Consider the following 11,752-nt stretch of genomic DNA (forward strand, 5'->3'; position numbering starts at 1 on the left):
CGCATCAGCAGGTGGCGCACGCGACCGATGTGCTCATGCGCGGCCGCAGATAATAGGTTTCGCTCATCGAGATGTTGCTGAAGGCGGAAGAGAGGCCCAGCGGTCGCTTGTCGCTCTCGGCGGCCCAGGCGATGACAGGCTTGTATTCAAGCGAACTCTGCACCCGCACGATATGGGTGCCGGCGATCTTGAGGGCATCCGGAACCGTGGTCTCGGATTCCTTGGCCTCACCGGCAGAATCGACGCCCTTCACCAGGCGGCGCGACCACGATACCTCGGCCCTCGGCGGGGTATCGCCGGTTATCTCGATCTCGGTGATGATGATTGTCGGGTCCGACCGGTTATAGGGCTGCAGCGTGGCCTGGCCGATCTGCATGATGGCCTTGAGGCTGGCAGGGGTTACGTTTTGCTGTTGAGCCACGAGATCGGCCACCATCGAGCCGATGCGGCTGACCTTCTTGCTGGTCTCGATGCCCTGCGACACTTCCATCGTGACGAAATACATGGCCAGCAGCAGGGGGGCGATGAATGCGAACTCGATTGCCGCCACACCGCGCCGGTCACGGCAAAGCCGGATCGCTTGCCTGATGCAGGCCGAAGCCTTGCGATGTGCCCCCGCACAAACCGACATCTTGTTGTCCTTCCCGTTGCCCCGTGCCGCCGTCAAATCAGTTGTCGAATGGTTCGTTTTGCCAGGTCGTCGAAGCGTAGTGCAGCGTCTTGCCCTTGCCCGCATTCGACATCCACGTGCTCATGAAATCGGTCATCACCGGCCATTTGTAGAACACCCGCAGCATGTTGATCGTGCCGGAGTCGCCGGGCGAGACAGTGAATGCGTTACCCGTTCCGCTCAACACGATGTCGCCATTGTTGATCGTGAAACCGGCAGCTGCGGCTTCGGCGAAAGTGTCGTATTTGCGCAGGTCGACCGACAGGCCGGGACAACCCTTGGCGACCATGATCTCGAGCCTGGAGCAGATTTCCTTCTCGACCTTGTCGGTGGCCTGCGGGGCCGTCAGCCCGGTCGTTCTCATCTGTCCCGTCCGGAACTGACGCGCCACGTCGTCGGTCGCATTGGCCATCACTTCCTGGCCCGCAAACGAGATGCAGCTTTCGAGAATGGCGAAAACCAGCATGGAGAAGGGGATTGCAAGCGCCACGAACTCGATCGCGGTGCTGCCGCTGCGGTCGCGAAGGAACCGCCTGAGAAACCCGGTAGGTGCTGCCTTTTGTCTGACGCCTGCGGGCTTGGAATGGCTGCTCATGTCCGGTCCCTGCCGATCCTGATGCGGTTATCGGCCGGGACTGTAGCGGAAATCCGTTGAAGGCCGGTTTGGATGGTCGTTCAATTTGACGGATTTCGCTTTACCCGGCGCTAACCAGAAACAGGCCCGGCCGTGAACGAACATCGTCGACCCGATCAGTTCCCGCCGCTCAGTTCGCCCTCGGACTTCTTTTCGGCATCGGTCTTGAAGGAGCTTTCGCAATACGGCGTGCACGACATCGTCTGGACCTGCGCGCGGCGATAGATGCGGACCGACGATGCGTCCTGCCGAACCACAGTGACCTGTTCGTCGATGATCGGGCTGCCGTCGCTGTCGAGCACGACGAGGTTGGTAACGCCGAACCCCTTGCCGGTCAGAACGATGGTCGAGGCATCCTGGACCGAAGCATCGGCGATGCCCGGATTGCCGATCACGATCGTGTCGGCGGCGCGCGCCAGCTTGACGATCTTTGCCTCGTTCATCGTGACTTCGATTCCGGCTCCAGCCTGGGCAGGCAGGCAGGCAGTCGCAAAAACCGCGGCGGCTATCGCAAAGGATCTGAAGTTGGCCATGGTGCTCCCCGGGACCCAAACTGTTCAACAGACAATGAACGAGATTGGTGAACCAACGGTTAAGCAGCACTTGCGGCAGGCCGGTTCGCTGCGGCTCACCGATCCTTAACGGAATCGCGTTAATCTTTCAGCGATACATTGGCCCTTGTACGGTGCTCGAAACAAATGCTTGAAGCGTTGATTTTCGTCGTTTTTCCGTTCTGCATGGTGTTTGCCGCGATCTCGGACATGCTGTCCATGACCATCGCCAACCGTGTCCCGTTGTTGCTGATCGTCGTTTTTGCGCTGGCGGCCCCGCTGACCGGCATGGATTGGGCGGCCTTTGGCTGGCATTTCGCAGCCGGCGCGTTGGTGTTGAGCGTGACCTTTGGGCTTTTCGCCATGGGCGGCATGGGCGGCGGAGATGCCAAGCTGCTCGCCGCAACCGCCATCTGGATGGGCTTCAATGTCCAACTCATAGAATATCTGGTGATTTCGTCTTTCCTGGGCGGCGTCCTGACCCTGGGCATCCTGGCCTATCGCAAGTCGACGCTCGCCGTCTTTACCCGCCACAGCGCCTTCCTGCAGCATCTGGCCAACGAGCAGACGGGTATTCCCTATGGCATCGCGCTGGGGATCGGCGGCCTGCTGACCTATCCGGACACGTCCATGATGACATGGGCGCTTGCACGACTGGCGGGTTGACCGCGCGGATACCCGGCTATTGGGGGCCGGTTAAAAGCGCTCGTTACTGAAGTCCGGGAGATCGAATGCTTCGAACATCTCTAAACGTTAAATTAATCACAATCGTAAGCATTGCGTTAACTATAATTTGACGATTGCCGCTGCAATGTTCCGCTTGGCTAGGTGGTTTGCCAAGGGCGAGGGTTCGGACATATGCCAGCATCCCGACTTATAATTCTGGGCGTGGCGGTAGCTGCTGCGGGCGGCGCCGGATACGTAGCGAAGAACATGGTGGCGATAGCGCCGCAGGAAGTCGTCGTCGATGCCGGACTGCCGACGCCGAGCATCGCGCTGAAGGATGTCCTCGTGCTTTCCGGCGACGTGCCGATCGGCGATCCCGTGGGCGCCAATCTCGAATGGCAGGCCTGGCCGGCCGATGGTCTCAACGAGAATTTCATTACCCGCGCCGCCGAGCCGGACGCGGTCGAAAAGCTGAAAGGCTCCGTCGCCCGCATGGCGATGTTTGCCGGCGAGCCGCTGCGCCGGGCCAAGCTGATCCCCGAGGGGCAGAGCTTCATGTCGTCGATGCTGCCGGCCGGCAGCCGCGCCGTCGCCACGTCGATCGCGGCCGACACGTCCGCCGGCGGCTTCATCCTTCCCAACGATCATGTCGACGTCATCATGACGCGCCGGGCCGATGCCACAGGCTCCACCGGGTTTACCACCGAGACGATCCTGCAGAACATCCGTGTGCTGGCGATCGACCAGACCATCCAGGAGGATGAAGAGGGCAAGAAGACCAGGGTTGGCCAGACGGCGACACTGGAGCTGACGTCCCAGCAGGCGGAAATCATCACCGTGGCCCAGCAGATGGCCGATCGCCTGACGCTGGCGCTGCGCTCGGTCAAGGACACGCAGGAGAAAGCCACCGGTGAAGCCGACTACCTGGTTTCCGGGAATGGGCGGCGGGGAACGGTGCGCCTGATCAAGTCCGGCGAAGTTTCCGAAGTAGGGGCAAGGAAATGAGGTCCATCAGAAAACTGCCGATCGTCTTTGCCGCCGCCGCCAGCCTGATGCTGGTGGGAACTTATGCGCAGGGCGTCGATCAGGCGAGTGCCGCCGGCGCGGCGCGGGTAACGGCATCCAAGGCGGTGCAGCGGGTCAAGCTTGGCCTGAACAAATCGGTCGTCATCGACCTGCCGAGCGATGCCTATGACATCCTGGTCGCCAATCCGGCCGTCGCCGACGCCGTGACGCGCACCGCAAGGCGCATCTATCTGTTCGGCAAGTCGGTGGGCGAAACCAACATCTTCGTCTTCGGACCCAATGGCGAGCAGATCGTCAGCCTCGACCTTTCCGTCGAGCGCGACGTCGCCGGGCTCGAGGATTATATCAAGCGCTTCATCCCGACATCCGAAGTCAAGGTCGAATTGCTCAACGACAACGTCGTGCTGACGGGAACCGTCGATACGCCGCTCGACGCCAAGCGCGCCGCCGACCTTGCCAATATCTTCGTGTCAGGCGGCGAGGCGACGACCGGCCAGTATTCGCAGACGGCAGCCGGCGGATCCGCGCAAAGCGGCGTCAGCATCGACAACCCGGATTCGCAACGACGAACCTCGCAGATCGTCAACCTGCTGCAGATTGTCGGCGAGGATCAGGTGACGCTGAAAGTGACAGTCGCGGAAGTAAGCCGCTCCGTCATGAAACAGCTCGGCGTCAAGCTGATCGGGCAGGCGGACGGAATTTCGTTCCAGTCTCTTGCCTCAACGGCGGAATCCGTCGCGCAGGCTGGTACCAGGGGATCGCCGGTCGGCAGCCTGCCCAGCTATCTGAGCGGCACCATGAACGCCATGGAACAGTCGGGCGTCATGAAGACGCTGGCCGAACCCACGCTAACCGCCGTCTCCGGTGAAAAGGCGACCTTCAAGGTCGGCGGCGAATATAACGTCGTTTCCGGGGTAACCAATGAAAACGGCGTGCGCACGACCACGCTGAACAAGATCGATTACGGCATCGGTCTCGAATTTCAGCCGGTGGTGCTGTCGGCGGGACGCATCAGCCTGAAGGTCAGAACATCCGTTTCGGAGCCGACCTCCGACGGTGCCGTCCAGATGGAAGGCAGCAACATTCTTTCGCTTCGCAAGCGGCTTGCCGACACCACCGTCGAACTGCCGTCGGGCGGGTCCATGATGATCGCGGGCCTGGTCAATGACGATGTTCGCCAGACCATCAATGCGGTGCCTGGATTGACCAAGATTCCCGTGCTTGGCGCGCTCTTCCGGAGCCGTGAGTTCGTCCGCAATGAAACCGAACTGGTCATCATCATCACGCCTTATCTGGCGCGGCCGGTGGCTCGCAACGAACTTGCCAAGCCCGACGACAACTTCACTCCGGCAAGCGACGGCGCGGGCATTTTCCTAGGCCGCGTCAACCGCGTCTATGGAACCATGCAGACCGATAGACCGAACGGCCGCTACCACGGCGTCGTCGGCTTCATTTACAAGTAAGCGGGGAACCCGGTCATGTCTCAGTCAGCATTCAAGGCCAGGATGGAAGTCGCCGCATCGCGCTCCGGCCGCTCACGCGCCTGTCTTCTGGCAGCACCCATCCTGGCGGTGGCCGCCATCGGCCTGTTGTCGGGTTGCGCCAACCGCGACAGCGTCACGGTCGGTTCGATCCCGGACGACTATCGCACCAACCATCCGATCGTGATCTCCGAAAAGGACGAGAAGATCGACCTGCCTGTGGGCGCTGGCGACCGGGGCATGACGCAATACCAGCGCCAGACACTCGCGGGCTTCCTCGACGGCTATGACAAGAGCGCGGCACCCGCGCTGACCATTCTGGTTCCATCGGGATCGGCCAACGAAATCGCCGCCGCCTCGGCAGGGCGCGATTTCGTCAAGTTCGCGGCGAAGAACGGCATCCCCCGCAACCGCATCGCGGTGGCGTCCTACCAGGCCAGTTCGTCGGAAACCTCCGCCCCCATCCGCGTCAGCTACTCGCGGCTTCGCGCCCACACCGACAAATGCGGCCGGTGGCCCGACGATCTGCTCCAGAACGTGGAGAATAAGCATTACGCCAATTTCGGCTGTTCGTCTCAAAACAACCTTGCCGCCCAGATTGCCAACCCGGCCGATCTGCTCGGGCCGCGCAAGCAGACCCCAATCGATGCCGAAAATCGCAGCACGGTGATCGACGTCTATCGAAATCGAGAAATTTCGGGTGAGTTTCTCGGTAATTCGGAAGTGACGTATTGAGCCGGGCCAAAGGCACGCAAGTCACGGAAAGAGCATGACGATGAGCAATCTGGCTTTTGAAACCAGCGTCGACAGTGTCGAAACCTCGCATCAGGATATTTCCACGATGCAGGCGCTGCGGCCGATACCGCGCATTTCCATCCAGGCCTTCTGCGAGACGGAGGGCGTCTCCGGCCCCATCGAACGGGCCGGCGAGGATCGTCGCATGGCCAAGGCCCATCTGAAGGTTCATATGGGCGGCATCCCGACCGCGGTCGAATTCTACCAGTCGGCGCCGACGCCTAACCTCATCATCCTGGAGTCGCGGGCCGAGCCGAAGCAGTTGCTGGAACAGCTCATTCAATTAGCCGAATATTGCGACCCGACTTCGAAGGTGGTCGTCATCGGCCATTACAACGATGTCGGCCTTTACCGCGAACTGATCCGGTCCGGCATTTCGGAATATGTCATCGCTCCGATCTCGATGGCCGATGTCGTCAGCGTGATCTCGACCATCTTCGTCGACCCCGAAGCCGAGCCGATCGGCCGCTCCGTCGCCTTCATCGGCGCAAAGGGTGGCGTCGGTTCCTCCACCGTGGCCCACAATGTGGCCTGGACGATGTCGACGCTGTTCAGGTCGGAGGTGATGGTCGCCGATCTCGACCTCGCATTCGGTACCGCCAACATCAATTTTGATCAGGACCCCGCCCAGGGCATCGCCGAGGCGGTTTTCTCGCCGGAGCGCATCGACGAGGTCTATCTCGACCGCCTTCTCGCGCAATGCGCCGAAAACCTCTCCTTGCTTGCGGCCCCGTCCACGCTGGAGCGCGTCTACGATTTCGACGCCGACGCCTTTGCCCATATCATCGACACGGCCCAGCGCACGGCCCCGATCCTGGTGCTCGACGTTCCCCATGTGTGGACCGGCTGGACGAAAAACACGCTGACCAAGGCGGACGAAGTGGTCATCACCGCCACGCCCGAGCTGGCAAATCTGCGCAACGCCAAGAATCTGGTCGATATGCTGAAGCGGCTGCGGCCGAACGATACGCCGCCGAAACTTGTCATCAACCAGGCCGGCATTCCCAAGCGCCCCGAGATTTCGGCCGACGATTTCGCCGAGCCGCTGGGCTTGACGCCGATGGCGGTCATTCCATTCGACCCGCTGCTGTTCGGCAACGCATCCAATAATGGCCGCATGCTCGGCGAGATGGATTCCAAGAGCCCGATCGTCGGCATCATCAGCGAAATCGCCCATGTCCTTACCGGGCGAAGCGAGATCAAGTCGAGGAAGAAGGCGGCTCTCGGCGGGCTGCTCGAAATGCTCAAGCGGAACAAGAAGTAGCGCTTTGGCGGGAGTGGGTATCGATCATGTTCGGTAAAAGAGGCAGTGACGACGGCAGCCGGCCCATTCCGGAAACGCGTCAACCTGTAGCCGCCGAAGCTTCGCCGCCGGCGAGTGCCGGCGCTGTGGAAACGTCGGTCATTTCCCGCCCGTCGGCGCCGTTGCCGCCCGCTTCATCCATGCCGCCCGTGCGCCGGACCGTCGAGGCGCCGCCGATGGCGCCTGAGCCGAGGCGGGTGCAGCGCGAACGCAGCGAAGCCTATTACGACATCAAGAGCCAGGTTTTCTCGGCGCTGATCGACACCATCGACCTGTCGCAGCTTGCCAAGCTCGACCCCGACAGCGCGCGCGAGGAAATTCGCGACATCGTCAACGACATCGTCGCGATCAAGAATTTCGCGATGTCGATCGCCGATCAGGAAGAACTGCTCGACGACATCTGCAACGACGTTCTGGGCTATGGGCCGCTGGAGCCGCTGCTGGCCCGCGACGACATCGCCGACATCATGGTGAACGGCTCCAAGAACGTCTATATCGAAGTCAACGGCAAGGTCGAGCAGACCACGATCCGTTTCCGCGACAACCAGCAGCTTTTGAACATCTGCCAGCGCATCGTCAGCCAGGTCGGACGCCGGGTCGATGAATCCTCGCCTATCTGCGACGCCCGCCTGCCGGACGGCTCCCGCGTCAACGTCATCGCACCGCCGCTCGCCATCGACGGCGCGGCCCTCACCATCCGCAAGTTCAAGAAGGACAAGCTGACGCTCGATCAGCTGGTCAAGTTCGGAACCATCACGCCCGAAGGGGCCGAGGTGCTCAAGATCATCGGCCGGGTGCGCTGCAACGTGGTGATTTCCGGCGGTACCGGTTCCGGCAAGACGACGCTGCTCAACTGCCTGACCAATTATGTGGATCGCGAAGAGCGCATCATCACCTGCGAGGATTCGGCCGAACTGCAACTGCAGCAGCCGCATGTGGTCCGGCTCGAAACCCGCCCCGCCAATCTGGAAGGCGAAGGCGAGGTCACCATGCGCGATCTCGTCAAGAACTGCCTGCGCATGCGGCCCGAACGCATCGTCGTCGGCGAAGTGCGCGGACCCGAGGTGTTCGACCTCCTGCAGGCGATGAACACCGGCCATGACGGCTCCATGGGCACCATCCACTCCAACAGCCCGCGCGAATGCCTCAACCGTATCGAATCCATGATCGCGATGGGTGGTTACACGCTGCCGCAGAAGACGGTGCGCGAGATCATCGTCGGCTCGATCGACATCATCATCCAGGCCTCTCGCCTGCGCGACGGATCGCGCCGCATCACCCACATCACCGAAGTGATCGGCATGGAAGGTGACGTCATCATCACGCAGGACCTGGTCCTGTATAACATCAAGGGCGAAGACGCGAACGGCAGGCTTATCGGCGAGCATGTCTCGACGGGCATCGGCCGTCCGCATTTCTGGGACCGCGCCCGTTACTACAACGAGGAACAGCGGCTGGCCAAGGCGCTCGAAGCGATGGAAAAACGTGCTGACTAGAGCATCGGGCCGAAAAGTGTGCAGCGGTTTTCGGGCTAACCCGATGCTCGGGCAAGGCGCATGCCGTTGCAGGCAATTGGAGTCATGAAGGCGGTGGTCCATGTTCGGAATTGACAGCACCGTATTGATATTCGTGGTGCTCGCCGGCTTCAGTGCTGGTGCGGTAGCCTATGCGTTTCTGTTCACCCGGATGGACAATGAAAAGGCGGCTGGCCGGCGTCTTCAGTCGGTCAAGACCCTGGAGACGGACCGATCCGTCGTTCGTGCCTCGCGCGACCGGGTGGCGGAAGCCGCCAAGCGGCGCAAATCCGTTCAGGACTCCTTGAAGGAGCTGGATCAGAAGCAGAAGGTCAACGACGTCAACGTCAAGAAGCCGCCGTTGAAGATGCAGATCCGGCAGGCCGGGATGACCGTGCCGATGGAGCGGTTTTATCTGTATTCGGCTGTTTGCGGCGTCGTGTTTGCCGTTCTCGCCTATCTTGCCGGCGCGCCGCTGCTCGTGGTGCCGGGCGCGCTGCTCGCCGGTGCATTCGGCCTGCCGCGGTGGTTCGTCTCGTTCGCCCGCAAGCGCCGCGTCAAGAAGTTCCTGAACGAATTTCCCAATGCACTCGACATCATCGTGCGGGCGATCAAGTCGGGCCTGCCGCTCAATGACGGCATCCGTCTCATCGCCAACGAATCACCGGAACCCGTCAAGGGCGAATTCCGCCGCATCGTCGATTCGCAGCAGCTCGGCCTGTCCATTCCCGAGGCGGCCGTTCGCATGCAGGAAACGATGCCCTGCCCGGAGGCCGGCTTTTTCGGCATCGTCATCCAGATCCAGGCGCAGGCCGGCGGTAATTTGTCAGAAGCGCTGGGCAATCTCTCGCGCGTGCTGCGCGACCGCAAGAAGATGAAGGCAAAGGTCCAGGCGCTTTCGATGGAAGCCAAGGCGTCGGCCGTCATCATCGGCGCGCTGCCGTTCATCGTCGCCATCATGGTCTATATCACCAGCCCCAATTATATCATGCCGCTGTTCACCACCAATGTGGGCAATTTGATCCTTGGCATTTCCGGACTGTGGATGGGCATGGGCATCCTGGTGATGCGCAAGATGATGAATTTCGAAGTGTAGGGTGCTGGATTCATGACCGCGCTAGTCGTCAAGACGTTTACAGACCCGGTAATCCTGATCGTGATGCTGGTATCGCTTGCCGTGTTCGCCACGGTGCTCACGCTCGTTCCGGCCCTCGGCGGAAATCCGCTCAAGGCCCGCATGAAGGCGGTAGCGCTGGAGCGCGACGAACTTCGCGCCAAGCAGCGCGCGCGCCTGGCGGCGGAAGCCGACCGCCGCCGCAAGGGCCTGCGCGAAGAGCAGTCGGTGGGCATGCGCAACATCGTCGATCGCCTCGACCTGAAGCGTGCGCTGGCCGACGAGGGTACGTTGCAGAAACTGAAGGTTGCCGGTTTTCGCGGCCAGAACCCGCTGACGCGCTTCCTGTTCTTCCGGCTTGTCCTGCCCTTCGTCGGCTTGGCGCTGGCCGCCATATATATCTTCGTGCTTGGCGGCCTTCCCGAGCGGCCGATGGTCGTAAAATTCTTCGTCTGCATCCTCGTTGCCTATGCAGGTTTTTACGCCCCGGTCCTCTATGTTTCCAATCGCGCCACCAAGCGCAAGAAGTCCATCCAGACGGCATGGCCCGACGCGCTCGACCTGATGCTGATCTGCGTGGAATCGGGCATGTCGGTGGAAGCGGCCCTTCGCAAGGTAGCCGACGAGATCGGTACGCAATCGGTGGAACTGGCAGAGGAATTCATCCTCACCAATGCCGAGTTGTCATATTTGCAGGAACGCAAGCAGGCCTATGAAAACCTGGCCTCCCGAACCGGGCTCGAATCGGTCAAATCGGTTTCGCAGGCGCTCGTTCAGGCCGAACGCTACGGTACGCCGGTGGCGCACGCGTTGCGCGTTCTATCCGGCGAAAGCCGCGACATGCGCATGAACGAGGCCGAGAAGAAGGCTGCGGCGCTGCCGCCAAAACTGACGGTGCCGATGATCCTGTTTTTCCTGCCGGTGCTGTTTGCGATCATTCTCGGGCCGGCCGGCATCCAGGTAAGCAAGCACGGCATCTTCGGCGACCAGCCGCAGACGACGAGCGACAGCGAACAATAGCCACCCTTGGCAGAGCATAAAAAAAAGCCGCCCGAAACAGGCGGCTTTTTTGTGACTATGCGGAAAAGTCAGTTGGTGGCCGACTTGCCCTTGTCGTCCTTCTTCAACTGGTTCCAGGCATTCTGCTGGGAGAGCATCTTGCGAAGGTAGGCGACATTGGCCTGCGCCTGGTCGGGAGAAAGCTCCTGCGCCGCGATCTTTTCGGCTTCGTCGAAACGCCCCTGCAACCCGACCACCAGCGCCAGGTTCTGGCGCACGCGGCTATCGGCGGTGGGTTGTCCCGCCGCCGAGCGGAGATAGGTTTCGGCCGTCCGCAGGTCGCCTTCCAGCACATAGGACATGCCGAGATTGGACAGGACCGTCGGCTCGTTCGGCTGGAGGTCGAGCGCCTTGCGGTAAAGCTGGCGGGCCTCGTCCTTCTGGCCAAGCTGGTCGAGAATGGCGGCTTCCGCCGACACCAGTTTCCAGTCCGGATATTCCGGGGTCTGGGCGCGGCGCACGGCGCTCAGCGCCGGCTCGAACTGGCCGTTCGCGGCAAGCGCCTTGCCATAGGCCGCCAGCACGTCGCGGTCCTTGGGAAGCGCGATCGCCAGCTTGCGCATGACGGCAAGCGACTGGTCGTTGTCGCCGTTCATTTGCAGGACGGAGGCGTATTTCAAGGCGACCGCCTTGTCGCCGGGGTTTCTGGTATAGGTCTGACCCAGTGAATTGGCGGCCTGATGAAGTTGGCTGGAGGTCATGCTGTCAACCGCCTGGCCACCCCGGTTGATCGAGCCGGTGGTCATCTTGCTGGTTCCGCAACCGGCGATGCTCGCCGCCAGCGCCGCCACAAAGGTTGCCGTGGCAATCCGCTTGCCGGTCCGGATCATGATGCAATTCGTCGACATCGGCGCTCAGCCTTCCCTTGTCCGCATGGTCGCGCAGCGCAATCGGCGGCAAACGGCCATCTTTCCCCGTCGAGAAATATTCTGTTAACCC

12 protein-coding genes are annotated in these 11,752 nt (G+C 61.5%); 8 read left to right on the plus strand and 4 right to left on the minus strand.

The window, feature by feature from the left end; translation table 11 throughout:
- Positions 1-4 precede the first annotated feature (4 nt).
- The 3 genes from ACX3P0_RS05335 to ACX3P0_RS05345 all read right to left on the minus strand — a co-directional run bounded on the left by ACX3P0_RS05335 (position 5) and on the right by ACX3P0_RS05345 (position 1,837).
- Positions 5-631: a TadE/TadG family type IV pilus assembly protein gene (locus ACX3P0_RS05335; protein ID WP_459080601.1), complete on the minus strand. Its 627-nt coding sequence runs from the start codon at positions 629-631 to the stop codon at positions 5-7.
- Positions 632-668: 37 nt separating this feature from the next.
- Complete coding sequence (locus tag ACX3P0_RS05340) at positions 669-1,265, minus strand: TadE/TadG family type IV pilus assembly protein (RefSeq protein WP_459080600.1); 597 nt, start codon at positions 1,263-1,265, stop codon at positions 669-671.
- A 155-nt stretch (positions 1,266-1,420) separates the two neighbouring features.
- A complete protein-coding gene (locus ACX3P0_RS05345) occupies positions 1,421-1,837 on the minus strand; it encodes a pilus assembly protein N-terminal domain-containing protein (protein ID WP_459080599.1) in 417 nt (138 codons plus the stop codon).
- 165 nt (positions 1,838-2,002) lie between these two features.
- Between ACX3P0_RS05345 and ACX3P0_RS05350 the strand changes: the two genes are divergently transcribed.
- The 8 genes from ACX3P0_RS05350 to ACX3P0_RS05385 all read left to right on the plus strand — a co-directional run bounded on the left by ACX3P0_RS05350 (position 2,003) and on the right by ACX3P0_RS05385 (position 10,774).
- On the plus strand, positions 2,003-2,521 hold the full coding sequence (locus tag ACX3P0_RS05350; RefSeq protein ID WP_459087073.1) for an A24 family peptidase: 519 nt from the start codon (positions 2,003-2,005) through the stop codon (positions 2,519-2,521).
- Between the two features lie 192 nt (positions 2,522-2,713).
- The gene (gene cpaB, locus ACX3P0_RS05355; RefSeq protein WP_459087075.1) at positions 2,714-3,526 is read left to right on the plus strand and encodes a Flp pilus assembly protein CpaB; all 813 of its coding nucleotides are present in this window, start codon (positions 2,714-2,716) and stop codon (positions 3,524-3,526) included.
- Positions 3,523-5,010: a type II and III secretion system protein family protein gene (locus tag ACX3P0_RS05360; RefSeq protein WP_459080596.1), complete on the plus strand. Its 1,488-nt coding sequence runs from the start codon at positions 3,523-3,525 to the stop codon at positions 5,008-5,010. Before cpaB ends, ACX3P0_RS05360 begins: the two co-directional genes overlap by 4 nt.
- A gap of 15 nt (positions 5,011-5,025) precedes the next feature.
- On the plus strand, positions 5,026-5,763 hold the full coding sequence (locus ACX3P0_RS05365; protein WP_459087077.1) for a CpaD family pilus assembly protein: 738 nt from the start codon (positions 5,026-5,028) through the stop codon (positions 5,761-5,763).
- 40 nt (positions 5,764-5,803) lie between these two features.
- Positions 5,804-7,087, plus strand: a complete 1,284-nt coding sequence (locus ACX3P0_RS05370; RefSeq protein WP_459087079.1) for an AAA family ATPase — start codon at positions 5,804-5,806, stop codon at positions 7,085-7,087.
- A 26-nt stretch (positions 7,088-7,113) separates the two neighbouring features.
- Positions 7,114-8,622, plus strand: coding sequence for a CpaF family protein (locus ACX3P0_RS05375; RefSeq protein ID WP_459087081.1), 1,509 nt, complete (start codon positions 7,114-7,116; stop codon positions 8,620-8,622).
- A 100-nt stretch (positions 8,623-8,722) separates the two neighbouring features.
- Positions 8,723-9,736: a type II secretion system F family protein gene (locus tag ACX3P0_RS05380; RefSeq protein ID WP_459080591.1), complete on the plus strand. Its 1,014-nt coding sequence runs from the start codon at positions 8,723-8,725 to the stop codon at positions 9,734-9,736.
- A 12-nt stretch (positions 9,737-9,748) separates the two neighbouring features.
- Entirely contained in the window at positions 9,749-10,774 is a 1,026-nt protein-coding gene (locus ACX3P0_RS05385) for a type II secretion system F family protein (protein WP_459087083.1), read from the plus strand.
- Between the two features lie 68 nt (positions 10,775-10,842).
- Here ACX3P0_RS05385 and ACX3P0_RS05390 read toward each other — a convergent pair whose 3' ends face one another.
- The gene (locus ACX3P0_RS05390) at positions 10,843-11,661 is read right to left on the minus strand and encodes a tetratricopeptide repeat protein (RefSeq protein ID WP_459087084.1); all 819 of its coding nucleotides are present in this window, start codon (positions 11,659-11,661) and stop codon (positions 10,843-10,845) included.
- Between the last annotated feature and the right edge of the window lie 91 nt (positions 11,662-11,752).

The organism is Mesorhizobium sp. A556 (assembly GCF_054489545.1).

What these genes read in the sequence shown, in the direction of transcription:
- ACX3P0_RS05335 (WP_459080601.1), bottom strand. Translation starts at nt 631, where the DNA reads ATGTCGGTTTGTGCGGGGGCACATCGCAAGGCTTCGGCCTGCATCAGG.
- ACX3P0_RS05340 (WP_459080600.1), bottom strand. Translation starts at nt 1,265, where the DNA reads ATGAGCAGCCATTCCAAGCCCGCAGGCGTCAGACAAAAGGCAGCACCT.
- ACX3P0_RS05345 (WP_459080599.1), bottom strand. Translation starts at nt 1,837, where the DNA reads ATGGCCAACTTCAGATCCTTTGCGATAGCCGCCGCGGTTTTTGCGACT.
- ACX3P0_RS05350 (WP_459087073.1), top strand. Translation starts at nt 2,003, where the DNA reads ATGCTTGAAGCGTTGATTTTCGTCGTTTTTCCGTTCTGCATGGTGTTT.
- cpaB (WP_459087075.1), top strand. Translation starts at nt 2,714, where the DNA reads ATGCCAGCATCCCGACTTATAATTCTGGGCGTGGCGGTAGCTGCTGCG.
- ACX3P0_RS05360 (WP_459080596.1), top strand. Translation starts at nt 3,523, where the DNA reads ATGAGGTCCATCAGAAAACTGCCGATCGTCTTTGCCGCCGCCGCCAGC.
- ACX3P0_RS05365 (WP_459087077.1), top strand. Translation starts at nt 5,026, where the DNA reads ATGTCTCAGTCAGCATTCAAGGCCAGGATGGAAGTCGCCGCATCGCGC.
- ACX3P0_RS05370 (WP_459087079.1), top strand. Translation starts at nt 5,804, where the DNA reads ATGAGCAATCTGGCTTTTGAAACCAGCGTCGACAGTGTCGAAACCTCG.
- ACX3P0_RS05375 (WP_459087081.1), top strand. Translation starts at nt 7,114, where the DNA reads ATGTTCGGTAAAAGAGGCAGTGACGACGGCAGCCGGCCCATTCCGGAA.
- ACX3P0_RS05380 (WP_459080591.1), top strand. Translation starts at nt 8,723, where the DNA reads ATGTTCGGAATTGACAGCACCGTATTGATATTCGTGGTGCTCGCCGGC.
- ACX3P0_RS05385 (WP_459087083.1), top strand. Translation starts at nt 9,749, where the DNA reads ATGACCGCGCTAGTCGTCAAGACGTTTACAGACCCGGTAATCCTGATC.
- ACX3P0_RS05390 (WP_459087084.1), bottom strand. Translation starts at nt 11,661, where the DNA reads ATGTCGACGAATTGCATCATGATCCGGACCGGCAAGCGGATTGCCACG.